Annotated in this window: 21 protein-coding genes; 8 read left to right on the forward strand and 13 right to left on the reverse strand. The window is 70.7% G+C overall.

Annotated elements, in window-relative coordinates:
• Window positions 1-241: 241 nt before the first annotated feature.
• The 12 genes from OHS71_RS17400 to OHS71_RS17455 all read right to left on the reverse strand — a co-directional run bounded on the left by OHS71_RS17400 (window position 242) and on the right by OHS71_RS17455 (window position 12,179).
• Window positions 242-634, reverse strand: a complete 393-nt coding sequence (locus OHS71_RS17400; protein ID WP_328480292.1) for a YccF domain-containing protein — start codon at window positions 632-634, stop codon at window positions 242-244.
• Entirely contained in the window at window positions 631-1,494 is an 864-nt protein-coding gene (gene htpX, locus OHS71_RS17405) for a zinc metalloprotease HtpX (protein ID WP_328480293.1), read from the reverse strand. Before htpX ends, OHS71_RS17400 begins: the two co-directional genes overlap by 4 nt.
• Window positions 1,495-1,696: 202 nt before the next feature.
• Window positions 1,697-3,232, reverse strand: coding sequence for an NADH-quinone oxidoreductase subunit N (locus OHS71_RS17410; RefSeq protein WP_328480294.1), 1,536 nt, complete (start codon window positions 3,230-3,232; stop codon window positions 1,697-1,699).
• A complete protein-coding gene (locus OHS71_RS17415) occupies window positions 3,229-4,827 on the reverse strand; it encodes an NADH-quinone oxidoreductase subunit M (RefSeq protein ID WP_328480295.1) in 1,599 nt (532 codons plus the stop codon). The genes OHS71_RS17410 and OHS71_RS17415 overlap by 4 nt, the downstream gene beginning before the upstream one ends.
• 6 nt (window positions 4,828-4,833) lie before the next feature.
• Window positions 4,834-6,828 (reverse strand): NADH-quinone oxidoreductase subunit 5 family protein, encoded by a 1,995-nt coding sequence (locus OHS71_RS17420; protein WP_328480296.1) that lies wholly within the window; start codon window positions 6,826-6,828, stop codon window positions 4,834-4,836.
• On the reverse strand, window positions 6,825-7,226 hold the full coding sequence (gene nuoK, locus OHS71_RS17425; protein WP_328480297.1) for an NADH-quinone oxidoreductase subunit NuoK: 402 nt from the start codon (window positions 7,224-7,226) through the stop codon (window positions 6,825-6,827). The genes OHS71_RS17420 and nuoK overlap by 4 nt, the downstream gene beginning before the upstream one ends.
• Window positions 7,226-7,885, reverse strand: a complete 660-nt coding sequence (locus tag OHS71_RS17430; RefSeq protein WP_328480298.1) for an NADH-quinone oxidoreductase subunit J family protein — start codon at window positions 7,883-7,885, stop codon at window positions 7,226-7,228. Before OHS71_RS17430 ends, nuoK begins: the two co-directional genes overlap by 1 nt.
• A complete protein-coding gene (locus OHS71_RS17435) occupies window positions 7,882-8,493 on the reverse strand; it encodes a NuoI/complex I 23 kDa subunit family protein (protein ID WP_328480299.1) in 612 nt (203 codons plus the stop codon). The genes OHS71_RS17430 and OHS71_RS17435 overlap by 4 nt, the downstream gene beginning before the upstream one ends.
• 2 nt (window positions 8,494-8,495) lie before the next feature.
• Window positions 8,496-9,464, reverse strand: a complete 969-nt coding sequence (locus tag OHS71_RS17440) for a complex I subunit 1/NuoH family protein (RefSeq protein ID WP_328480300.1) — start codon at window positions 9,462-9,464, stop codon at window positions 8,496-8,498.
• Complete coding sequence (locus tag OHS71_RS17445; RefSeq protein WP_328480301.1) at window positions 9,461-11,077, reverse strand: NADH-quinone oxidoreductase subunit C; 1,617 nt, start codon at window positions 11,075-11,077, stop codon at window positions 9,461-9,463. The genes OHS71_RS17440 and OHS71_RS17445 overlap by 4 nt, the downstream gene beginning before the upstream one ends.
• Window positions 11,074-11,781: an NADH-quinone oxidoreductase subunit B gene (locus OHS71_RS17450; RefSeq protein ID WP_328480302.1), complete on the reverse strand. Its 708-nt coding sequence runs from the start codon at window positions 11,779-11,781 to the stop codon at window positions 11,074-11,076. The genes OHS71_RS17445 and OHS71_RS17450 overlap by 4 nt, the downstream gene beginning before the upstream one ends.
• Complete coding sequence (locus tag OHS71_RS17455) at window positions 11,772-12,179, reverse strand: NADH-quinone oxidoreductase subunit A (protein WP_328480303.1); 408 nt, start codon at window positions 12,177-12,179, stop codon at window positions 11,772-11,774. Before OHS71_RS17455 ends, OHS71_RS17450 begins: the two co-directional genes overlap by 10 nt.
• 199 nt (window positions 12,180-12,378) lie before the next feature.
• Here OHS71_RS17455 and OHS71_RS17460 point away from each other — a divergent pair, with 199 nt between their 5' ends.
• From OHS71_RS17460 to OHS71_RS17480, 5 genes are all read left to right on the forward strand, one after another.
• On the forward strand, window positions 12,379-13,653 hold the full coding sequence (locus OHS71_RS17460) for a sensor histidine kinase (RefSeq protein WP_328480304.1): 1,275 nt from the start codon (window positions 12,379-12,381) through the stop codon (window positions 13,651-13,653).
• A 231-nt stretch (window positions 13,654-13,884) separates the two neighbouring features.
• Window positions 13,885-15,336: a sensor histidine kinase gene (locus OHS71_RS17465; RefSeq protein ID WP_328484543.1), complete on the forward strand. Its 1,452-nt coding sequence runs from the start codon at window positions 13,885-13,887 to the stop codon at window positions 15,334-15,336.
• Between the two features lie 265 nt (window positions 15,337-15,601).
• Window positions 15,602-16,273, forward strand: coding sequence for a response regulator transcription factor (locus OHS71_RS17470; RefSeq protein WP_328484544.1), 672 nt, complete (start codon window positions 15,602-15,604; stop codon window positions 16,271-16,273).
• Window positions 16,274-16,549: 276 nt separating this feature from the next.
• A complete protein-coding gene (locus tag OHS71_RS17475) occupies window positions 16,550-18,505 on the forward strand; it encodes a 2-oxoacid:acceptor oxidoreductase subunit alpha (RefSeq protein WP_328480305.1) in 1,956 nt (651 codons plus the stop codon).
• A complete protein-coding gene (locus OHS71_RS17480) occupies window positions 18,498-19,577 on the forward strand; it encodes a 2-oxoacid:ferredoxin oxidoreductase subunit beta (protein WP_328480306.1) in 1,080 nt (359 codons plus the stop codon). Before OHS71_RS17475 ends, OHS71_RS17480 begins: the two co-directional genes overlap by 8 nt.
• A 111-nt stretch (window positions 19,578-19,688) precedes the next feature.
• Here the strand turns inward: OHS71_RS17480 and OHS71_RS17485 are convergent, their stop codons facing one another.
• A complete protein-coding gene (locus OHS71_RS17485; protein ID WP_328480307.1) occupies window positions 19,689-20,051 on the reverse strand; it encodes a winged helix-turn-helix transcriptional regulator in 363 nt (120 codons plus the stop codon).
• 278 nt (window positions 20,052-20,329) lie between these two features.
• On the opposite strand from OHS71_RS17485, the gene OHS71_RS17490 reads away from it, so the two are divergent.
• The 3 genes from OHS71_RS17490 to OHS71_RS17500 all read left to right on the forward strand — a co-directional run bounded on the left by OHS71_RS17490 (window position 20,330) and on the right by OHS71_RS17500 (window position 22,964).
• Window positions 20,330-21,184 (forward strand): SDR family oxidoreductase, encoded by an 855-nt coding sequence (locus tag OHS71_RS17490; RefSeq protein ID WP_328480308.1) that lies wholly within the window; start codon window positions 20,330-20,332, stop codon window positions 21,182-21,184.
• A gap of 153 nt (window positions 21,185-21,337) precedes the next feature.
• Complete coding sequence (rarD, locus tag OHS71_RS17495; protein WP_328480309.1) at window positions 21,338-22,411, forward strand: EamA family transporter RarD; 1,074 nt, start codon at window positions 21,338-21,340, stop codon at window positions 22,409-22,411.
• 67 nt (window positions 22,412-22,478) lie between these two features.
• Window positions 22,479-22,964 (forward strand): VOC family protein, encoded by a 486-nt coding sequence (locus tag OHS71_RS17500; RefSeq protein WP_328480310.1) that lies wholly within the window; start codon window positions 22,479-22,481, stop codon window positions 22,962-22,964.
• Window positions 22,965-23,092 lie beyond the last annotated feature (128 nt).

A 23,092-nucleotide genomic window follows, 5' to 3' on the forward strand; every position in this document is an offset into this window, starting at 1 on the left:
GCGCCCGATTGCCGGGCGCCTGCCCATCTCGACGTCCCCGTACGACGGGTGCCCTGCGCCCGGCTCTCCGGCGGCTCCCCGGGCCGCCTGCCCTGCCTGCAACTGCTCGTTCTCGGTCATGCGTTCATGATGCAAGCCGCCACCGACGGCCGCGCCGGCCTGTGGACAACCCGCCGCCTGTGGACAACCGACGAGCGGAGGCCGGCCGACCGGGGACGAGCAGCGGGCCGTGCTGCTCCGGTCAGCGTGACGCGAACGGCTGGTCCGTCGGCACGATTTCACGGCCGAGCGGGAACAGCGACACCGGAATGAGTTTGAAGTTCGCGATGCCGAACGGGATGCCGATGATGGTCAGGCAGAGCAGGAGGCCCGTGACGATGTGCCCGATGGCCAGCCACCAGCCCGCGAGGATCAGCCAGAGCACATTGCCGAGACAGGAGGGCGCGCCCGCGTCACGACGTTCGATCGTCGTGTAGCCGAAGGGCCACAGGGCGAAGACTCCGATACGAAACGCGGCAACGCCGAAAGGAATGCCGATGATCGTGATGCACAGCAGTGCTCCTGCGGCCAGGTAGGCGAGGAACAGCCAGAAGCCGCTCAGGATCAGCCAGATGACGTTCAGGATGGTCTTCACTGGAAGCGACCTGCCATTTTCTCGAGCCGGGCGATACGGTCCGCCATCGGCGGGTGGGTCGAGAACATCTTGGAGAGCCCCTGGCCCGGACGGAAGGGATTCGCGATCATCATGTGGCTCGCGGTCTCGATGCGGGGCTCAGGGGGCAGCGGAAGCTGTTGGGTGCCTGTCTCCAGTTTGCGCAACGCGCTCGCGAGGGCCAGCGGATCACCGGTGAGCTGCACGCCGGACGCGTCCGCCTCGTACTCCCGGGAGCGGCTGATGGCGAGCTGGATGAGCCCGGCGGCGATCGGGCCGAGGATCATGATCAGGAGCATGCCGAGAATGCCGGGGCCGTCGTCGTCGTCCGAGCGGCCGATCGGGATCAGCCAGGCGAAGTTGACCAGGAAAAGGATCACCGAAGCGAGTGCCCCGGCGACCGAGGAGATCAGGATGTCCCGGTTGTAGACATGGCTGAGCTCGTGTCCGATGACGCCGCGCAGTTCGCGCTCGTCGAGGAGGCGCAGGATGCCGTCGGTGCAGCACACGGCGGCGTTGCGTGGGTTGCGGCCGGTGGCGAACGCGTTCGGCGCCTCGGTCGGGGAGATGTACAGGCGGGGCATCGGCTGACGGGCCTGGGTGGACAGCTCACGGACCATCCGGTACAGGGCGGGAGCCTCGAACTCGCTCACCGGGCGGGCGCGCATCGCGCGTAGCGCCAGTTTGTCGCTGTTCCAGTACGCGTACGCGTTGGTGCCGAGTGCGACCAGGACCGCGATGACCAGCCCCGTCCGGCCGAAGAAGCTGCCGAAGACGATGATGAGTGCGGACAGTCCCCCGAGGAGTACTGCGGTCCTGAGCCCGTTGTGCCGGCGGTGCACGGTACGCCCTCCAAGTCGTGCAGCAGGGGAACCCTTTGTTTGCGAGTCCTGACGTTCTCCGGTGGCACTGTGCCGTGGTGTCACATCCAGTGCACCTTCCCGTACTGGTCAACGCCAGGCGGGAGGCACTAGTTCCCTTGTGCCTGCGGGCATGGGCGTGCGCCGTCCGGGTGAGGACGCGGGCACGCGCGCGTGTGGGGACTCAGAAGAGGCCGGTGTCGGCGAAGCGCAGGATCAGCTGGGGGGCTCCGGAGAGGGCGACGCCGAGCGCCGCGGTGAGGACCATGGCGATCGTGAGCGGGGCCGGAACACGGTGCTTCTCGTGTTCGCCCTCGGGGTCGCGGAACAGCAGGGCCGTCCACTGGAGGTAGTAGTACAGGGCGATCACCACGTTGACGGCCATGACGACCGCGAGCCAGCCGAGCCCGGCGTCGACCGCTGCCGAGAAGACGGTGACCTTCGCGAAGAGGCCGATGATGCCCGGCGGCAGTCCGGCGAGGCACAGCAGGAAGAAGGCCAGGAGGAGGGCTGCCGACGGGTTCTTCGCGTAAAGGCCCCGGTAGTCCGAGATCCGGTTCGTCGTGCGGGTGCGGCCCACCAGCGCGGCCACCGCGAAGGCGCCCAGGTTCACGGCCGCGTACATCAGGGCGTAGGCGACGGTGGAGCCGATGGCGTGCTCGGCGTCGTCGGAGTACGCGGCGGCGGCGATCGGCACGAGGAGGTAGCCGGCCTGGCCCACGGAGGACCAGGCGAGCAGGCGTACGGCGCTGTACGCGCGTGTGGCCTGCTGGCGGAGGGCGCCGACGTTGCCGACGGTCATGGTGAGGGCGGCCAGCGCGGCCAGGGCAGGGCCCCAGACGTCGGCGTACGAGGGGAAGCCGATGACCGTCACGAGGATGAGGCCGGAGAAGCCGACCGCCTTGCCGACGACCGACAGATAGGCGGCGATGGGCAGCGGGGCGCCTACGTAGGTGTCGGGGACCCAGAAGTGGAAGGGGACGGCGGCCGTCTTGAAGGCGAAGCCGATCAGGGTGAGGACGACCCCGGTCTGGGCCAGGGTGTGCAGCTGGCCGTCGACGTGCTGGATGCGGTCGGCGACCTGGGTGAGGTAGAGGGTTCCGGTCGTCGCGTACACGAAGCTGATGCCGAGGAGGGTGACGGTGGTCGCGGTGACGGACGACAGGAAGAATTTCAGGGCCGCCTCGGAGGACCTGCGGTCGCCGTGCCGGATGCCGACGAGGGCGAAGGCGGGCAGGGAGGCGACCTCCAGGGCGACGACGAGGGTGGCGAGGTCGCGGGAGGCGGGCAGCAGGGCGGCACCGGCGGCTGAGGACAGCAGCAGGAACCAGAACTCGCCTTCGGGAAGCCGTCCGCGCGCGTCCTTCAGGGCGGTGACCGACAGCAGGGCCGCCAGTAGCGCTCCCCCGAGCACCAGGAACTGGATGACGAGGGTGAAGCGGTCCGCCGTGTAGCTGCACACGCGTGTGTCGCCGGTCAGGCAGAAGGTGGAGCGCTCGCCGTCCAGGAGGGGCAGCAGGAGGACTGTGGAGGCCGCGAGGCCCGCGACCGAGAGCCAGCCGAGGAGCGGCTTGCGGGCGTCGCCCACGAAGAGGTCGGCGACGAGGACGACGAGCGCGACGATCGCGACGAGGGTGGGCGGTCCGATGGCCAGCCAGTCGACGGACTGGACCACCGAAGCGGCCAGGGGGTGAAGCACGGGCTGGGCCAGGGAGCTCATCGGGTGCCTCCTGCGAGGAGCTGCTGCACGGCCGGATCGGTCAGGCCGAGGAGGACCTTCGGCCACAGGCCGGCGACGACGGTGAGGGCGACGAGTGGGGCCCAGGCCGCGAACTCGTAGGTCTGCACGTCGTCGAGGCGCGGGGCGTCCTGCGGGACGGCACCCATGCAGACGCGGCGGACCACGGTGAGCAGATACGCGGCGGTCAGCAGGGTGCCGAACGCGGCGACCGCCGTGAAGGTCAGGAAGGCGGGACGGCTGAGGGCGTGGGCGGGGTCGAAGGCGCCGAACAGGGCCAGCATCTCGCCCCAGAAGCCGGCCAGTCCCGGCAGGCCGAGTGAGGCGACTGCCGCGAAGGCGAGGAGGCCGCCGAGGCGGGGGGTCCTGCCGTACAGCGCGGCGCCGGTCTGCTCGGCGAGGGTGTCCAGGTCGGTCGTGCCGGTGCGGTCCTTCAGGGCTCCGACCAGGAAGAAGAGGAGGCCGGTGATGAGGCCGTGGGCGATGTTGGCGAACAGGGCGCCGTTCACGCCGGTCGGGGTCATGGTCGCGATGCCGAGCAGGACGAAGCCCATGTGGCCGACGGAGGAGTAGGCGATGAGGCGCTTGAGGTCGCCCTTCGCCCCTTGTTTGGCGAGGGCCAGGCAGGCCAGGGAGCCGTAGATGATGCCCACGACGGCGAAGGCGGCGAGGTAGGGCGCGAAGGTGCGGAAGCCGTCCGGCGCGACGGGCAGCAGGATCCGGACGAACCCGTAGGTGCCCATCTTCAGCAGCACTCCGGCCAGCAGGACCGAACCGACGGTCGGGGCGGCGGTGTGGGCGTCGGGCAGCCAGCTGTGCAGCGGCCACATCGGGGTCTTCACGGCGAGGCCGATCCCGATCGCGAGAACGGCGATGACCTGCACGGATGTGGTCAGGGACCGGCCGTTGTCAGTGGCGAGTGCCACCATGTCGAATGTGCCCGCCTTGATTCCGATCAGGAGCAGGCCGAGCAGCATGACCACGGACCCGAGCAGGGTGAAGAGGATGAACTTCCAGGCGGCCCGGGTCCGGCCCGCGCCGCCCCAGCGGGCGATGAGGAAGTACATCGGGACGAGGACCATCTCGAAGGCGAGGAAGAACAGCAGCAGGTCGAGGACGGCGAAAGCGGCGAGGGTGCCGGACTCGAGGACGAGCACCAGCGCGACGAAGGCTTTCGGCGACGGGTCCGCGGCCTGTGGTGTCAGCCGCTGATGCTGCTGACGGAAGTAGGAGTACACCGCGCAGAGGAAGCTCAGGAGCGCGGTCAGGACCAGCAGGGGGAGGGAGATGCCGTCGATGCCGAGGTGGATGCGCACGTCGAGTGCCGGGATCCAGCTGATGTCCGTGCTGGCCTGCATCTTCGAGGGGTGGTCGTGGTCGAAGCCGAGCGCGAGGACGATCGCGGCGATGAGGATCGCGCCGGTCACGGTCACGCCGTGGCGCAGCACGGCCTGCTCGGGTGACTTCCCTTTCAGTCCGGGCGGGGCCGGGAGAAGTGCGGCGACGGCGCCGAGTAGCGGGCCGACCACGATGAATGCCAGAAGGAACTGCATCACGGACTCGTTGATATCGATCACGCCCGCTCACGCTCCCGAAGCGACGAGAAGGGCGGCGACCGCCAGGACGACGGTGCCGGCGAGCAGCGCGCTCACATAGGTCTGGAGATTTCCGGTCTGGGCGCGCCGTACGGCGGTCCCCAGCCAGCGGGGCAGGGCGCCCGCGCCGCGTACGTAGGTGTCGACGACCTCGCGGTCGAGGAACCGGACGAGGCTCGCGCCGGCCAGGACCGGGCGGACGCACAGGGTCTGGTACACGGCGTCGAGGTGGAAGCCGACGGCGGCGTGGCGGTGCAGCGGGCCGAGCAGGAGCCGTCCTGGGTCCGCCGGGTCCGGAGCGGATGCCACGTCTCCGTAGGCCGGCGCGTGCGTCGCGATGGCTTCGGCCTCGACGAGTCCCGCGTCGCCCTCGGGGTGGGCGGCGACCGCCCCCAGGGGGACGCGGGCCGTGAGTCCGGCGAGGTGACGCCAGGCGGCGTAGGTGACGAGTGCGCCGGCCAGTGTCATGCCGGTGCCCAGCACGGACGTGGTGAGGGTCGGGGCGAGGTCGTTGCCGTCGAACCAGTCGGGGAGGGTGCGGTAGGCGAACCCGCCGAGGGCGAGGGACGGGACGGCCAGGACCCACAGCACCACGGTCATGGTCAGGGGCTGTCGACCGTGGTCGGGGGCCTCCGCGCCGCGGCCGTAGAAGGTCAGCAGCCACAGGCGGGTGGCGTAGGCGGCGGTGAGAAGGGCGGTGAGCAGACCGGCGACGAGGACGATCCAGCCCGCGGCACCGGGCGCGTGTCCGGTGTGCCCCTCGGTGACGTGCTCGGCGGCGCCGAGGACCGACTCCTTGGAGAAGAAGCCGCTGAACGGCGGGATCGCGGCGAGCGCGAGAAGCGCCACGGTCATCGTCCAGTAGGCGTCGGGGATGCGGTCGCGCAGGTGACTCATGCGGGACATCGCGGCGAGCGAGTTGGTGCCGGCGGCGTGGATGATCACGCCGGCGGCGAGGAACAGCAGCGCCTTGAAGGCGCCGTGCGAGAGGAGGTGGAAGACGGCCGCACCGCGATCGCCGACGGCGAGGGCGCCGGTCATGTAGCCCAGCTGACCCATGGTCGAGTAGGCGAGGACGCGCTTGATGTCGTCCTGGGCGAGTGCGGCCAGGCCCGAGCCGACCATGGTGACGGCGGCCATCACGGCGAGCACGATCATCGCGGCCGAGGACGCCTCGAAGACCGGGAGGAGACGGGCGACGAAGTAGACGCCGGCGGCGACCATCGTCGCGGCGTGGATCAGCGCGGATACGGGTGTGGGGCCGGCCATCGCGTCCGGGAGCCAGGTGTGCAGCGGGAACTGCGCTGACTTGCCGGCCACGCCCGCGAGCAGCAGCAGGGCGACGAGGGTCGGATGGTCGAGTCCGCCGTGGGCGACGGTGCCGAGGACCTTCGTGATCTGGAAGGACCCGGCGTCGGTGGCGAGGGCGAACAGGCCGATGAGGAAGGGGACGTCACCCAGCTTGGTGACGAGGAATGCCTTGATGGAGGCGGCGCGGGCCTCGGGGGTCTCCCAGTAGTGGCCGACCAGGAAGTAGGAGCAGATGCCCATGACTTCCCAGCCGACCAGCAGCACGATCAGATCGCCGGAGTAGACGACCAGGAGCATCGCGGAGGTGAAGAGGGAGACGAGCGCGGCGTACGAGGGGTAGCGCGGATCCTCGCGCAGGTAGCCGGTCGAGTAGATCTGTACGCAGGTGGCGACGAGCCCGACCAGGACGGCGACGAGTGCCGCGAAGCCGTCGATGTGCAGTGACAGTTCGATGGGGACCGAGCCGGTGGGGGTCAGTTCGGTGGCCGCGTCGAGGGAGGCGTTCCCGCCCTGGCGTACGGCGACGATCGCGGCCAGTACGAGCGCGGCGAGGGTCGGCAGGACGGCGAGCGGGCGCACGAAACCCGGGGCGGTACGGCCCAGGAGCAGGCCGGCGGCGGCGCCCAGGAACGGCAGGAGGGGGACGAGGGCGGCGAGGGTGGTCGTGGTCACGCGGTGGCCTCAGCCTTCTCGGCGGCCGTTCCGGTCGCGTGGGTGTCACCGTCGGGGCCGTCGGTCGCGGGGCTCTCGTGGCCTTCGGCGGTGTCGCGGAGCCGGTCGATGTCCGCGGTGCCCCGGTTGCGGTGGACGGCGAGGACGATCGCCAGGCCGATGCCGATCTCGGCGGCGGCGATGGCGATGGTGAACAGGGTCAGGGCCTGGCCGGAGTGCAGGGTCTCCTCGGCTGTCCTGCTCAGCCAGACGTCGAAGGCGACCAGGTCGAGGTTGACGGCGTTGAGCATCAGCTCGACGGACATCAGGACGAGGATCGCGTTGCGGCGGGCGAGGACGCCGTACAGGCCGGTGCAGAAGAGGAGGGCGGACAGGACGGCTGGATAGACGAGATGCATCAGCGGGTGCCTTCCTGCCCGGCCCGGTTTTCCCGGGCGCCCGGAACAGCAGAGGAACTCTCTGTGACGGGACGGGAACTCTTGGTGGCGGCTCGGGAGTTCATAGGGGGAGAGTCCGACTCCGCCTTCGCCTTGCGGGACAGCACGATGGCGCCGACCAGCGCCGCGAGGAGCAGGACGGAGAGGGCCTCGAAGGGGAGGACCCAGTTCTGGAAGAGGCTGGCTCCGGTCGCCTCGGTGGAGCCGGCGGCCGGCCCGCTCAGGTCGATCCAGGTGGCACGGAAGGCGTCGACGACCACCCAGACGAGGGCGGCGGCCGCCGCGACGGCGACCGTGAGGGCGGCCCAGCGGTTGCCGGAGTCGGCGTCGGGTGAGCGGCCGATGGGGGCCTTGGTGAGCATCAGACCGAAGAGGAGGAGCACGACGACGGAACCGACGTAGATGAGTACCTGCACCCAGGCGATGAACTCTGCGGTGAGCAGGAGATATTCGACGGCCAGGCCGCCGAGGGTGACGACGAGCCACAGGGCGGCGTGCACCAGTTGCCTGGTGGTCACCGTGACGAGGGCGGCGCCGAAGGTGACCAGGCCGACGAGGAGGAAGGCGATCTCGACGCCGGTCGGGGAGAGGAAGCCGTGGTGTGCCTGAGCGAGGGTCACGAGTCTCCTTCCTGCGGGGCGTTCGGCTCGGCCTGGGCTGCCGCCCACTTCTCGGCCGTCTTGCGGGCGGCCGCGATCTCCTTCGGTTCCTCGGCCGCGGGGTCGAGGGCGGGTGGGGCCGGCACGGTCCACATCCACTCGCGGAGCTTGTCGCGTTCATGGGTGAGTTCGTGGATGTCGGTCTCGGCGTACTCGAACTCCGGGGACCAGAACAGGGCGTCGAAAGGACAGACCTCGATGCAGATACCGCAGTACATGCACAGGGAGAAGTCGATGGCGAAGCGGTCGAGGACGTTACGGCTGCGCTCGCGGCCGCCTGGGGCGGCGGGCGGGACCGTCTCCTTGTGGGAGTCGATGTAGATGCACCAGTCGGGGCACTCACGGGCGCAGAGCATGCAGACCGTGCAGTTCTCCTCGAACAGGCCGATGACGCCACGGGTGCGGGGCGGCAGTTCGGGCTGGACGTCCGGGTACTGCTCGGTGACGGTCTTCCGCGTCATCGTGCGCAGGGTGACGGCCAGGCCCTTGGCGAGGCCACTGCCGGGGATCGACCGGCGGGGGCGCTCGGAGGGTGCCGCTGCGGGATGGTCGGGTGATGTGTGGGACATGGCTACTGGATCACCACCTTGACGACGCCGGTAAGGGCGATCTGGGCCAGGGAGAGGGGGACGAGGAGGGTCCAGGAGAGTTTCTGGAGCTGGTCCTCGCGCATGCGGGGGTAGGTGACGCGGAGCCAGATCACGACGAAGGCGAGGACGGCCGTCTTGAGCAGGGTCCAGACCCAGCCGAGGCCGTCGGCACCTCCGGGACCGTGCCAGCCGCCCAGGAAGAGGACCGTGGTCAGGCCGCACAGGACGACGATTCCGGCGTACTCGGCGAGGAGGAAGAGAGCGAAGCGCAGGCCGGTGTACTCGGTGTACGCACCGAAAATGATCTCCGAGTCGGCGACGGGCATGTCGAAGGGCGGCCGCTGAAGTTCGGCGAGACCGGCGACGAAGAACACGATCGCGCCGGTGATCTGCCAGGGCAGCCACCACCACTCGAAGGCGTCGACGATGCCGGGCAGGGAGACCGTGCCGGCCGCCATCGCCACCGAGGCGGCGGTGAGCAGCATCGGGAGTTCGTAGGCGAGGAGCTGGGCGGCGGTGCGCAGGCCGCCGAGAAGGGAGAACTTGTTGGCACTGGCCCAGCCGGCCATGAGAGAGCCGAGCACGCCGACGCCCATCACCGCGAGCACGAAGAAGATGCCCGCGTCCACGGTCTGGCCGACGGCTCCCTCACCCGGACCGATGGGGATGGCGAGAAGGACCAGAAGGTACGGGAGGAGTGCCACGGCCGGCGCGAGCTGGAAGATACGGCGGTCCGCGCCCGCGGGGACGATGTCCTCCTTCTGTGCGAACTTGACTCCGTCCGCCACGAGTTGGGCCCAGCCGTGGAAGCCGCCCGCGTACATCGGCCCCAGGCGACCCTGCATGTGGGCCATCACCTTGTGCTCCGTCTGACCGACGATCAGCGGGAAGGTGAGGAAGACGACGAAGACGACCAGGAGTCGCAGCGCGACGTCGAGAGCGTCGTTCACTGCCGACCTCCTGTGCTGTCCTCGGGGGCATCGGGTGCATCGGGTGCATCGGGTTCCGCGCCCTCGGCGGGAGCCGACCCGCCGTGAGCGGGGGTCGACTTCTCAGCCGGGTCCGGCTGCTGGGGCGCGGGCCGGCCGGGGGCGGTCTGGTGCTCGGCGGTCTGACCCGAGCTGACCGGCTTCGGTTGCGGTTTGCCTTCCGGCTGCGGCTCCGGCATCGGTTCCGCAGCCGGTTGCGATGCGCCGTCCGGCTCCGGCTCCGGCATCGTTCCCGGTTTCCCGTCCGGCCGCGGCTCCGACTCGCGCATCTCGCCCGGTTCCGGCTTCTGCTCGGGTTCGTCGAAGGCGGGGCGGGCGTGGTGCCAGGGGGCGTCGGAGCTGCGAGGGGCCGTCGAGGGGCGGGTGGGGGTGCCGGCGGGCGTCGTCGGGGGCTGGGTGTGCTGGGAGGCCGAACCTCGGGAGGCGGTGCGCGCTCGCCGCGGTCCTGCCGGGGGGCCGGGGGTCGGCTCGGGAGCTGTCGGTCCCGTCTGTGCAGCGGGCCCGGCTCCTGGGGCATCCGCGGCGTCCGCCCGCTGCGACGCCGAGCCCGCGCTCGCACTTCGGGCGCGGCGGGGTCCGGCCGGGGCCTCCGGAGCGGACGAGGCCGCTGGGGCGGACGGGACCGCGGGAGCCGGAGAGTCCGGAGACGGGAACGAGGCGGGCGGAGAAGCCGAAGCGGTTTCTGCGTCCGATGCTGCCCTGCCGGGTGCTCCTGGCTCTGACGATGCCGTCGGCGTGCCCGGCGTCGTGGGCGGGCCCGGCGTGGCCGGCGCCGTAGGCGTGGCAGGGGTCGCAGACGCCGTAGGCGTGGCAGGCGTGCCCGGCGTTGCAGGTGTCGTAGGCGTGCTCGGGGGTGTCGTCTGGCTCGCCGAGCCTTGTGATGCTGTGCGGGCGCGGCGGACCGGGCGGTCGCCTGCCGTCCGGCCCGCTGCCGCGCCCGCTGCTGCCGCGCCTGTCGCTGCCGTGCGGGCCGCTCCTCGGGCCGGGCGGGTCGGCGCGGGTGGGAGTTGGCCCTTCAGGGGGCCCCATTCGTTGGGGTCGGGGACGCCTGGGGGGAGCATCTGGCGGCGCTTGGGGCCGCCGTGCTCGGACTCCCCCGGCTCCTTCGCGCCGGGCCATGCCTTGGCGACGCGGGCGGCCAGGACGAAGTCCTTGCGCAGGGGGTGCCCTTCGAAGGTCTCCGGGAGGAGGAGGTGGTTCAGGGCGGGGTGGCCGTCGAAGGTGACGCCGAACATCTCGTGCGTCTCGCGTTCGTGCCAGGTCGCGCCGGCGTAGACGTCGACGGCGGAGGCGAGGGTCGGCGCCTCGTGCGGGATCGTCGTGCGCAGCAGCAGTCGGCGCACCGGGGACAGTGCCACCACGTGTGCGGACACGCGGAAGCCGGTGCCGGGTTCGTCGACCGCGCTCAGCCAGTCGAAGTAGGTGCAGGACAGGCGGTCGCGGGCCACGCGCAGGGCGTCGGTCCAGGATGAAGGAGGGACGTCGACCGTGAGGACGTCGTACGACTCCTCGGCCGTGGCCTGCGGGCCGAAGAGGTCCTCGGCCGGGGCGGGGAGCCAGCCGATCGTGGTCATCGGTCCTCTCCCGACGGTTCCGAAGGGGACGGGGCGGCCGGGGGCCGTACCAGGCCGCTCTGGAGAGCGGCCGCCGAGGGGCGGGCCGAAGCGCCGGAGCCGGTCGGGCCGGCCGGGGTAGGGGCGCTCGGGGCCGGGCCGGCCGGGGTCGGGCCGTAGCGTTCGTCCAGCGACTCCCGGGCGATCTTCTCCTGGAGCTTGAGGATGCCCTGGAGAAGCGCCTCCGGGCGCGGCGGGCAGCCCGGCACGTAGACGTCCACCGGGATGATCTGGTCGACGCCCTTGGTCACCGAGTACGAGTCCCAGTAGGGGCCGCCGCAGTTGCTGCACGCGCCGAAGGAGATGACGTACTTCGGTTCGGGCATCTGCTCGTAGAGGCGCTTCACGGCGGGGGCCATCTTGTCCGTGACCGTGCCCGAGACGATCATCAGGTCGGCCTGGCGCGGGCCTGGCGCGAACGGGATGACGCCGAGGCGGATGAAGTCGTGGCGGGCCATCGACGCGGCGATGAACTCGATGGCGCAGCAGGCGAGGCCGAAGTTGAAGACCCAGAGCGAGTAGCGGCGGCCCCAGTTCAGGATCACTTTCATCGGCTCGGGGGCCAGGCGGGCCAGGGTGCCCAGGCGCCTGGGCACGGGCAGCGGAACCGGTTCCGAACGCGTCTCCGGCTGACCCGGCGCATTCACTTTCGGCGTCACGTCCATGTCAGGACGCCCTTCTTGTAGGCGTACAGCAGGCCCACGGCCAGGAAGCCGAGGAAGATGAACATCTCCACGAGCGTGGCGGCGCCGTAGCCGGGGGCCGCGAACACCGTCGCCCAGGGGAAGAGGAAGATCGAGTCGACGGCGAAGATCACGTAGAGGAAGGCGTAGACGTAGTAGCGGACCTGGGTGTGGGCCCAGCCCTCGCCCACGGGGTCGACGCCGCACTCGTACGTCAGAAGCTTCTCCGGGGTGGGGACCACCGGACGCAGCAGGCGTCCCGCGCCGAAGGCGACGCCGACGAACAGCACGCCGACGACGGCGAGCAGTCCGACGACGGAGTAGGACTGGAAGTAGTCTGCCGCGACTTCCGCCGCGACCTCGACGGTCCGTTCCCGCACGTCCGTCCCTCGCTCCCTGACCTCAGTCTCTTCGACGACAGGCCCGTTCGACGATCTGTACGCACGGGAGTCTAGGCCCTGATAAAGGGACGGTAAGCAGCCCGTCATGCCTCGGTCCGCGGGGCGGGGGTTTTCCCCCGGCCGAGGAAGGCAGCAGACCTCATGGCGCGGCGCCGTACGGCGCGGCAGGCTAGCCCATATGACCGCTTCCGCCAGCCGATCCGCCACCGATGCCAGTACCCCTGCGAGCAGCTTCCATCCGAGAGCCGGCCGGTCCACGGCCTCTCTTCCGGGTGGGGCGGAGCAGGACGACGAACGTCTGCCGCCGGCCCGCTTCGCCTACGACCCACAGACCTGGAAGGAGATCACGCACCTTCTGACGAACCTGCCGATGGCGTTGATCGGGTTCACCTATGTGATGACGGTGATCGTCAGCGGTGCCGCCATGACCGTCACCGTGGTCGGGTTCCCGCTGCTCGCGCTCGGACTGGGCGGGGCGCGGCTGATGGGCCGCTTCGAGCGGGCGCGGGCACGCCTTCTCCTGGGATTGCGTATCGACGAGCCGAGCCCGTTGCCGCTGCGCAGGGCGGGCGGTCTCTTCGCGCGGATGTGGCTGGCGCTGAAGGACCCGGTGGCCTGGCGCACGGTGCTGTACGACGTCATCCGGATGCCCTGGGGGATCCTCACGTTCAGCGTGGTCCTGCCGTCGCTGTTCGTGCTGTGGCCGGTGCTGCCGTTCCTGGCGCGCGGGCTGACCAACGCGGACCGGGCGATGGTGCGGGGCCTGCTGTCCCCGTCCGACGAGCTGGAGCGGCGGATCGCGGAGCTGGAGTCGGACCGGGGGGTCGTGGTCGACACGGCGGCCGCCGATCTGCGGCGCATCGAGCGCGACCTGCACGACGGGGCGCAGGCCCGGCTGGTCAACCTGGCCATGGGGCTCGGTCTGGCGAAGGAGAAGCTGCTGGAGGGGCAGGCCGACGACGCCGTGGCGGCGATGGTGGAGGAGGCGCACGGCGAGGTGAAGCTCGCGCTCCAGGAGCTGCGGGACCTGGCGCGCGGGATCCATCCGGCCGTCCTCACCGACCGGGGGCTGGACGCGGCGCTGTCCTCGGTGGCCTCGCGGTGCACGGTGCCGGTGAAGGTGACGGCCGACCTGCCGTCCAGGCCGGCCCAGGCCATCGAGGGCATCGCCTACTTCACTGTCTCCGAGCTGCTCCAGAACATCAGCAAGCACAGTGCCGCCCGGTCCGCCTCGGTCGACGTGTGGCGGACCGACGACCGGCTGCTCATCCAGGTGTGGGACGACGGCCGGGGCGGGGCGCGGCTCGACGGCGGGTCGGGGATGCGGGGGCTGGCGGAGCGGCTGGACGCCGTCGACGGGCTGTTCGTCGTGGAGTCGCCGGTGGGGGGTCCCACGACGGTGACCGCGGAGCTGCCGTGGCGCAGTCGTGGCGAGAAGGACCGGCAGGGATAGGAACGGGCGGGAGGAGTCGGCAGGGACGGACGGGAAGGACCGGTCGGGACAGGGGACGAAAGGCGCGTGGGCGCGTGGGCGCCGGCGGCCTCGGGTGCGGCCTTGGGAGGTGGGGATAACCCCCCGTTCCAGACGCCGACGGACTCCATGGTCCGGGCGCCCGCCGCCGAGGAGGGTTGAGGTACGGATCGACAGGTGCGCGACGAGCAGGACGAGGAACGGACGACGCCGATGGCCACGCAGTACGGGCAGTACAGGGAGCACGACCGGTTCGGGGACGACCCGTTCCAGGACGGCCGGTCCGAGGACGGCCGTTTCGAGGACGGGCCCGGACTGTTCGGGCGCCAGGACCGGTACGGGCCGGAGTACGGGCGCCGGGACGGCGGACGCCGACGTCTCCTGCCGACGGGACTGCGTGAGCCGCTCACGGCGCGTCACTGGCGCGAACTCGTCTACATCCTGCTCGGGCTGCCGATCGGCATCATGCTGTTCACCTTCACGATCACGATGCTGTCGCTCGGCGCGGGCCTGCTGGTGACCTTCCTCGGGATTCCGGTGCTGGCGGCGGGCCTGGCCGCGGGCCGGGGCTTCGGCGCCATGGAGCGGGCCCGGGCGCGCGGGCTGCTCGGGCTGGAGGTGGCCGACCCGGAGCCGCTGCGGCCCCGCGGCCGGGGGGCGATGGCGTGGATGGCCGCCGTCCTGAAGAGCGGCACGTCGTGGCGGCAGGCGCTCTACGCGGTGGTGCAGTTCCCGTGGGCGGTGTTCTCCTTCTGTGTCGCCGTGACCGTGTGGTCGTGCGGCTGGACGATGCTGACGTATCCGCTGTGGTTCTGGGTCTTCCCGATGTACGGCGGTCAGGGCGGCCTTCAGCTGTACGGGGACGAGCAGCACAGCGTCTATCTCGACAACCCGTTCGAGATCACGGTGACGGCCCTGGTGGGCCTGCTGATCACGCTGGCCACGCCGTGGATCGTGCGGGCGCTGACGACGGTGGACCGGCTGCTGGTGCACGGGCTGCTCGGGCCGTCGTCGCTGGGGGCGCGGGTGGTGGAGCTGGAGTCGGACCGCGGGGTCGTGGTGGACACGGCGTCCGCGGATCTGCGGCGCATCGAGCGCGACCTGCACGACGGGGCGCAGGCCCGGCTGGTGGCGCTGGCGATGGATCTGGGACTGGCGAAGGAGAAACTGCGCGAGGATCCGCGGGCGGCGGCACGGATGGTGGGCGAGGCGCACGGCGAGGTGAAGACGGCGTTGCAGGAGCTGCGGGACCTGGCGCGCGGGATCCATCCGGCGGTGCTGACGGACCGGGGGCTGGACGCGGCGCTGTCGGCGGTGGCGTCACGGTGCACGGTGCCGGTACGGGTGGAGGTCGATCTGGTGGAGCGTCCGGCGCCGGCCATCGAGGGGATCGCGTACTTCACCGTCTCCGAGCTGCTCCAGAACATCAGCAAGCACAGTGGGGCACGGTCCGCCTCGGTCGACGTGTGGCGGGTGGAGAACCGGCTGATGTTGCAGGTGGTGGACGACGGGGTGGGGGGAGCGGACGCCTCCGGCGGGGGGTCGGGGCTCGCCGGGCTCGCCGGACGTCTGGACGCGGTGGACGGGATCCTGGTGGTGGACTCGCCGGTGGGTGGCCCCACCCGGGTGACGGCGGAGCTGCCCTGGCGGGCGGAAGCCGTCTGAGGGCCCGGACCCCTTCCCGCACGGCCGCCCCCGCCGCCGTGCGGGAAGGGGTCCGCCCCCACTCCACCCGATCCCCGCTCCCTGTCCCTTTGCCCCTCCCCGCCTTCCCCGGAGGTCGAAGCCTTCCCTCGGAGGCCGGACAGCGGGTCGGGGCGTGATCCCGCCGTCCTTGCCGTGGTCGAGCCTTTTTCCAGGTGCAGACGAGCCCAGGCTGGAATGCTTGACTGGTTCCACCGACGGGTGGACGGCTGGGGGGCCGAGGATCGTGGAGGACAGGGTGCGGGTGGTCATCGCCGAGGATTCGGTGCTGTTGCGGGAGGGGCTGACCCGGTTGCTGACCGACCGGGGGCATGAGGTGGTGGCGGGGGTCGGGGATGCCGACGCGCTGGTCAAGACCATCACGGAGCTCGACGACGAGGGCGCGCTGCCCGATGTCGTCGTCGCGGACGTGCGGATGCCGCCCACGCACACGGACGAAGGGGTGCGGGCCGCCGTACAGCTGCGCAAGGCGCATCCCGGGCTCGGGGTGCTGGTGCTGTCGCAGTACGTGGAGGAGAGGTACGCCACCGAACTGTTGGCCGGTTCCAGTCGCGGGGTCGGGTATCTGCTCAAGGATCGCGTGGCAGAGGTCCGGGAGTTCGTGGATGCCGTGGTGCGGGTCGCCCAGGGCGGAACCGCGCTCGATCCGGAGGTCGTCGCGCAGCTGCTCGGGCGGAGCAGGAAGCAGCACGTGCTGACCGGGCTCACCCCGCGCGAGCGGGAGGTCCTCGGGCTGATGGCGGAGGGGCGGACGAACTCGGCGATCGCCCGGCAGCTGGTCGTCAGCGACGGGGCCGTGGAGAAGCATGTCAGCAACATCTTCCTGAAGCTCGGCCTGTCGCCGAGTGACGGGGATCACCGCCGTGTACTCGCGGTCCTCACCTATCTCAATTCATGACCAGATGACACTGTGCCTTCGTCGAGTGGGGGAACCCGTAGAAGTGGCGGGGGCCGCGAGCAGACAGTGGGTGAGAACCGCGCTGTCGGTCCGGAGCGTCTACCGGAACGGCGCGCGGGTGCGGGAAATCATGAAAAGCGGGGGTGCCGGGCCGTCTCGGGACAACGACCGTCATACGAATGGCCGAGGTAAGGCGACCCTTACAGACATAGGGTTGATCCCTGGACGGCCCGAAAGGGCCTTCCGGGACAGCCACCTCGAGGGAGGTCCAGTTCAGTGACCAGCCAGGTCAGCAGTCCAGCGGGACAGGCCGACGGAACCGACGGAACCGAGGGGACCGACGGGACCGTCGTGGGAGAGCAGCGCAGACCGGGCGGGACGAAGGACGTACGTCGTCTCGACCGGGTGATCATCAGGTTCGCGGGTGACTCGGGTGACGGTATGCAGCTCACCGGCGACCGTTTCACCTCGGAGACCGCATCGTTCGGCAACGACCTGTCCACCCTGCCGAACTTCCCCGCGGAGATCCGCGCGCCCGCCGGCACCCTCCCCGGCGTCTCCTCGTTCCAGCTGCACTTCGCCGACCACGACATCCTCACCCCGGGTGACGCGCCGAACGTGCTGGTCGCCATGAATCCGGCGGCGCTGGCGGCCAACATCGCGGATGTGCCGCGCGGCGCGGAGATCATCGTCAACACGGACGAATTCACGAAGCGGGCGATGCAGAAGGTGGGGTACGCGGCCTCGCCGCTGGAGGACGGGTCCCTCGACGGTTATCAGCTCCACCCGGTCCCGTTGACCACCCTGACCGTCGAGGCACTCAAGGAATTCGACCTCACCCGTAAAGAGGCCGAGCGCAGCAAGAACATGTTCGCGCTCGGCCTTTTGTCATGGATGTACCACCGGCCCACCGAGGGCACCGAGAAGTTCCTGAAGTCGAAGTTCGCGAAGAAACCCCACATCGCGGCCGCCAACATCGCCGCATTCCGCGCCGGATGGAACTTCGGTGAGACGACCGAGGACTTCGCCGTCAGTTACGAGGTCGCTCCGGCCGCGAAAGCGTTCCCGGTCGGCACCTACCGGAACATCTCCGGGAATCTCGCTCTGGCATACGGGCTGATCGCCGCGTCCCGGCAGGCCGATCTGCCGCTGTTCCTCGGCTCGTATCCGATCACTCCGGCCTCCGACATCCTGCACGAGCTGAGCAGACACAAGAACTTCGGTGTGCGGACGTTCCAGGCGGAGGACGAGATCGCCGGGATCGGCGCGGCGCTGGGGGCGGCCTTCGGGGGGTCCCTCGCCGTCACGACCACCTCCGGGCCCGGCGTGGCGCTGAAGAGCGAGACGATCGGGCTTGCCGTCTCGATGGAGCTGCCGCTGCTGATCGTGGACATCCAGCGGGGCGGGCCCTCGACCGGTCTGCCCACCAAGACCGAGCAGGCGGACCTGCTACAGGCCATGTACGGGCGCAACGGCGAGGCCCCGGTGCCGATCGTGGCGCCCCGCACGCCCGCCGACTGCTTCGACGCGGCACTGGAGGCGGCCAGGATCGCGCTCACCTACCGCACGCCGGTGATGCTGCTGTCGGACGGCTACCTCGCCAACGGCTCCGAGCCCTGGCGGATCCCCGAGCTGGACGAGCTCCCGGACCTGACCGTGCAGTTCGCGCAGGGGCCCAACCACACGCTGTCCGACGGCAGCGAGGTCTTCTGGCCGTACAAGCGCGACCCGCAGACCCTGGCCCGGCCGTGGGCGGTCCCGGGCACCCCGGGACTCGAGCACCGCATCGGCGGGATCGAGAAGGAGGACGGGACCGGGAACATCTCCTACTCCCCGGCCAACCATGACTTCATGGTCCGCACCCGCCAGGCCAAGATCGACGGCATCGACGTCCCCGACCTCGAGGTCGACGACCCGCACGAGGCGAACACCCTGGTGCTGGGCTGGGGCTCCACCTACGGGCCGATCACCGCCGCGGTACGGCGGCTGCGCACCGCGGGGGAGGCCGTCGCGCAGGCGCACCTGCGGCATCTGAACCCGTTCCCGCGCAACCTGGGCGCGGTGCTCAAGCGTTACGACAAGGTCGTCATCCCCGAGATGAACCTCGGCCAGCTCGCCACCCTCGTACGGGCGAAGTACCTGGTCGACGCCCACTCGTACAACCAGGTCAACGGTATGCCGTTCAAGGCGGAGCAGCTCGCCGCGGCGCTCAAGGAGGCCATCGATGAGTGAGACGTCAACGCACGGCGCGGGCACGTTCGAGGCGCTCTCGCTCGTCCCCAAGGCCGAGGCGCGGCAGTCCATGAAGGACTTCAAGTCCGATCAGGAGGTGCGCTGGTGCCCGGGCTGCGGTGACTACGCGATCCTGGCGGCCGTCCAGGGCTTCATGCCGGAGCTGGGGCTGGCCAAGGAGAACATCGTCTTCGTGTCGGGCATCGGCTGCTCGTCGCGTTTCCCGTACTACATGAACACGTACGGCATGCACTCCATCCACGGGCGGGCGCCGGCCATCGCGACGGGGCTGGCCGCCTCCCGCCGGGACCTGAGCGTGTGGGTGGTCACGGGCGACGGCGACGCGCTGTCCATCGGCGGCAACCATCTGATCCACGCGCTGCGGCGGAACGTCAACCTGAAGATCCTGCTGTTCAACAACCGGATCTACGGGCTCACCAAGGGGCAGTACTCGCCCACCTCCGAGGTCGGCAAGATCACCAAGTCGACGCCGATGGGCTCGCTGGACGCGCCCTTCAACCCGGTGTCGCTCGCCATCGGCGCGGAGGCGTCGTTCGTGGCCCGGACCGTCGACTCCGACCGCAAACACCTGACGGAGGTGCTGCGCCAGGCCGCCGCCCACCCGGGCACCGCGCTGGTCGAGATCTACCAGAACTGCAACATCTACAACGACGGCGCCTTCGAGGTGCTGAAGGATCGGCAGCAGGCCGAGGAGGCGGTGATCCGGCTGGAGCACGGGCAGCCGATCCGGTTCGGCGCCGACCGCGCGCGAGGCGTGGTGCGCGACCCGGCCACCGGTGATCTGCGGGTCGTCACGGTGACCCCGGAGAACGAGGCGGACATCCTGGTCCACGACGCGCACGCCGCGTCCCCGACCACCGCGTTCGCCCTGTCCCGGCTGGCCGACCCGGACACCCTGCACCACACGCCGATCGGCGTGCTGCGCTCGGTCGAGCGGCAGGTCTACGACACGCAGCTCGCGGACCAGCTGGACACGGCGATCGAGCAGCACGGCAAGGGTGACCTGGCGGCGCTGCTGGCGGGCGGCGACACCTGGACGGTCGTCGGCTGACCCACGCGGACGTCCGGACCGTCGTCGGCTGACCCACGCGGACGGCCGTCCGGCCGTCGGCCGGGACGCGGTGCGGTGCCACGAGGCCCGGGAGCGGGGTTCCCGGGCCTCTCAGTGTGTCCGGCGGGCCTCGTCGTAGGCGTGGCGGGCCTTCTCGACGTCCGGCATACGCGTGTGCGTCCACCGGGCCAGCGCGCGGACCTGCTCGGCCGCCTCGCGGCCGAGGCCGGTCAGGGAGTAGTCGACGCGGGGCGGGATGACCGGCTTGGCGTCGCGGTGCACCAGGCCGTCGCGTTCGAGGTTCTGGAGGGTCTGGGTGAGCATCTTCTCGCTGACCGGCCGGCCGGTCCCGCTGGTCCCACCGACCGCCCGGCGCAGTTCGCTGAACCGGTACGAGCGGTCGAGCAGCTCGATCAGCACCAGGACACCCCACCGGCTGGTGACGTGCTCGAGGACGAGCCGATGGGGGCACATGCCTTGCGGCCCGGCCTCGGAGACGGCTCGGGCCTCCGCCTCGACCTGGATCCCGGCGGCGGAGACAGACTCGGGCCGATCCTCAGGCTCGGGTCCGGATCTGGCTGGGGCTGGGGCTGGGGAAGAGCCTGGACTGCTCTCCCGTCGGCCTGAGTCGCCCCTCGCCTGGACACTTACTTTCATGTCGGTACCTTACTTCAAGGTGGGTACTTTCGTGAAGTTAGCGCTTCCTCTAAGGTCGGTGACAGACCCGCAACCCCCCAAGGAGTTTCTGAGCCATGAGCATCGTCGTCACCGGAGCCACCGGACACCTCGGCCGCCACGTCGTGGAGCAGTTGCTGGAGAAGGTTCCGGCGGAGCAGATCACGGCCGTCGTACGCGACGAGGCCAAGGGCGCGGACTTCGCGGCCCGCGGAGTGAAGCTCGCCGTCGCCGACTACAACGTCCCCGAGACCTTCGGCAGCCTCTTCGCCTCGGGCGACAAGGTGCTGCTGATCTCGGGCAACGAGTTCGACAAGGGCCGCCCGGCCCAGCACCAGGTCGTGATCGACGCCGCGAAGGCGGCCGGGGTCGCGCTCCTCGCGTACACCAGCGCGCCGGGCACCCTGAGTGCGGCGCTGGCGGACGACCACCGCGCCACCGAGACGGCGCTGCTCGCCTCCGGCGTGCCTTACGCACTCCTGCGCAACGGCTGGTACCACGAGAACTACACCGAGAACCTCGCACCGGTGCTGGAGCACAACGCCGTCGTGGCGGCCGCCGGTGAGGGCCGGGTCTCCTCCGCCTCCCGCGCCGACTACGCGGCCGCCGCCGTCGCCGTACTGACCGGCGAGGGACACGAGAACCAGACGTACGAGCTGGGCGGCGACGAGGCGTGGAGCTTCGCCGAGTACGCGGCCGAGCTGAGCGCGCAGACCGGCAAGGAGATCGCCTACAACGCCGTTCCCGGCGAGGTGCTCGTCGGCATCCTGACCGGAGCCGGGCTCCCCGAGGCGTTCGCCACGATCCTGGCCGGCGTGGACGCGTCGATCGAGAAGGGCGAACTGGTCGTCACCGGCGGCGACCTGTCCCGGCTCGCGGGCCGCCCGACCACTCCGCTCGCCGACGCGATCAAGGCCGCGCTCAAGGGCTGAGGCTCTCCGCCAACCCGGCGTCACGCGCCTGGCGGGCCCCGCCGTCAACCCCCACCCCTGCCTGTCATGACCGTATAGCGATACGGACATGACAGGCAGGGGTGTCCGGCGTTACCTTCGTCCACGCATGGCTGACGTGAGAAGGAGGTGCCCGTGGCCGGGACGTCGAGGAGTGAGGGCCGGACAGGCCTGCTGAACGGCCTCGCGGCGTACGGAATGTGGGGGCTCGTGCCCCTCTTCTGGCCCCTGCTCAAGCCGGCCGGGGCGACCGAGATCCTCGCCCACCGCATGGTGTGGTCCCTGGCCTTCGTCGCCGCCGCGCTGCTCGTCGTGCGGCGCTGGGCGTGGGCCGGCGAGCTGCTGCGGCAGCCTCGCCGGCTGGGGCTCGTCGTGATCGCCGCGGCCGTCATCACCGTGAACTGGGGCGTCTACATCTGGGCCGTGAACAGCGGCCACGTCGTCGAGGCGTCCCTCGGGTACTTCATCAACCCACTGGTCACCATCGCCATGGGCGTGCTGATCCTCAAGGAACGGCTGCGGCCCGTGCAGTGGGCGGCGGTCGGCGTCGGCTTCACCGCGGTGCTGGTCCTGACCATCGGCTACGGCCGCCCGCCGTGGATCTCCCTCACCCTCGCCTTCTCCTTCGCCACCTACGGGCTGGTGAAGAAGAAGGTCAACCTCGGCGGGGTCGAGTCGCTGGCCGCCGAGACCGCCGTCCAGTTCCTGCCCGCACTGGCCTACCTGCTGTGGCTCTCCGCGCACGGCGACCTCACCTTCGCGACCGAGGGCACCGGACACGCGGCCCTGCTCGCCTCCACCGGCATCGTCACCGCCCTCCCCCTCGTCTGCTTCGGCGCGGCGGCGATCCGCGTTCCCCTGTCCACGCTGGGCCTCCTCCAGTACCTGGCGCCGGTCTTCCAGTTCCTCCTCGGCGTCCTCTACTTCGGTGAGGACATGCCTCCCGCCCGCTGGGCCGGGTTCGCGCTGGTGTGGCTGGCGCTGGTGCTGCTCACCGGGGACGCGCTGCGCACCTCGCGCCGGACGGCCCGGGCGCTCGGCCCCGGGAGCGCCCGGACGGCCGGGCTCAGTGGGACGGCAGGGGTCACCGCGGTGACCGGCGCCTCCGCCGCCGTCGCCGTCTCCGCCACCACCGGCGCCTCCACCGTCTCCACCCCGTCCACGCCCTCCGCTCCGGAGGCGGGGGCCGCTCCCCTCGCCAAGCCGTAGGCCCCGCTCACGACGGACGAGGGCATGCGGGAGGCCGAGGCGGTGCGAGGCTGCTAGAAGTGACGGCATGACCGAGACATCTGGAGTACCCGAGGCACGGCCCGCGCCCGTGCACTGGAAGCTCGTAGTCGACTCTGCCGACCCGCACGCACAGGCCGATTTCTGGGCCGGCGCGCTGCACTACGAGGTCGAGGACAACAGTGCGCTCATCGAGCGGCTGCTGGGGCTCGGCGCACTGCCGGGGGCCGCGACGGTCGAGTTCCACGGCCGCCCGGCCTTCCGCGACCTGATCGCCGTCCGCCACCCCGACGACCCCTACGACCCCGACAGCGGGACCGGTCTCGGGCGGCGGCTGCTGTTCCAGCGGGTACCGGAGGCCAAGACGGTGAAGAACCGGCTCCATCTCGATCTGCACCCCGGGGCGGAGCTGCGCGCCACGGAGGTGGAGCGTTTGACGGCCCTGGGGGCGAGCGTGCTGCGGGAGGTCAAGGAGCCGTCCGGGCAGTGGGTGGTCATGGCGGACCCGGAGAGCAACGAGTTCTGCGTGCACTGAGAGAGGGGGCCTCGTGAGCCTTCATGAAGCCTCACGAGGCCCCTAGGTCTTTCAGACGCCCATCACCCCAGATGCGCTTACGTAGGGCTTAGTGGGGCTCAATACAGGTACATGACGCTTGATGCGAC

The organism is Streptomyces sp. NBC_00377, from assembly GCF_036075115.1.
Taxonomy (GTDB): domain Bacteria; phylum Actinomycetota; class Actinomycetes; order Streptomycetales; family Streptomycetaceae; genus Streptomyces.

What these genes read in the sequence shown, in the direction of transcription:
- OHS71_RS17410 (WP_328480294.1), bottom strand. Translation starts at nt 3,232, where the DNA reads ATGAGCTCCCTGGCCCAGCCCGTGCTTCACCCCCTGGCCGCTTCGGTG.
- nuoK (WP_328480297.1), bottom strand. Translation starts at nt 7,226, where the DNA reads ATGCATCTCGTCTATCCAGCCGTCCTGTCCGCCCTCCTCTTCTGCACC.
- OHS71_RS17435 (WP_328480299.1), bottom strand. Translation starts at nt 8,493, where the DNA reads ATGTCCCACACATCACCCGACCATCCCGCAGCGGCACCCTCCGAGCGC.
- OHS71_RS17445 (WP_328480301.1), bottom strand. Translation starts at nt 11,077, where the DNA reads ATGACCACGATCGGCTGGCTCCCCGCCCCGGCCGAGGACCTCTTCGGC.
- OHS71_RS17450 (WP_328480302.1), bottom strand. Translation starts at nt 11,781, where the DNA reads ATGGACGTGACGCCGAAAGTGAATGCGCCGGGTCAGCCGGAGACGCGT.
- OHS71_RS17460 (WP_328480304.1), top strand. Translation starts at nt 12,379, where the DNA reads ATGACCGCTTCCGCCAGCCGATCCGCCACCGATGCCAGTACCCCTGCG.
- OHS71_RS17465 (WP_328484543.1), top strand. Translation starts at nt 13,885, where the DNA reads ATGGCCACGCAGTACGGGCAGTACAGGGAGCACGACCGGTTCGGGGAC.
- OHS71_RS17480 (WP_328480306.1), top strand. Translation starts at nt 18,498, where the DNA reads ATGAGTGAGACGTCAACGCACGGCGCGGGCACGTTCGAGGCGCTCTCG.
- OHS71_RS17485 (WP_328480307.1), bottom strand. Translation starts at nt 20,051, where the DNA reads ATGTGCCCCCATCGGCTCGTCCTCGAGCACGTCACCAGCCGGTGGGGT.
- OHS71_RS17490 (WP_328480308.1), top strand. Translation starts at nt 20,330, where the DNA reads ATGAGCATCGTCGTCACCGGAGCCACCGGACACCTCGGCCGCCACGTC.
- OHS71_RS17500 (WP_328480310.1), top strand. Translation starts at nt 22,479, where the DNA reads ATGACCGAGACATCTGGAGTACCCGAGGCACGGCCCGCGCCCGTGCAC.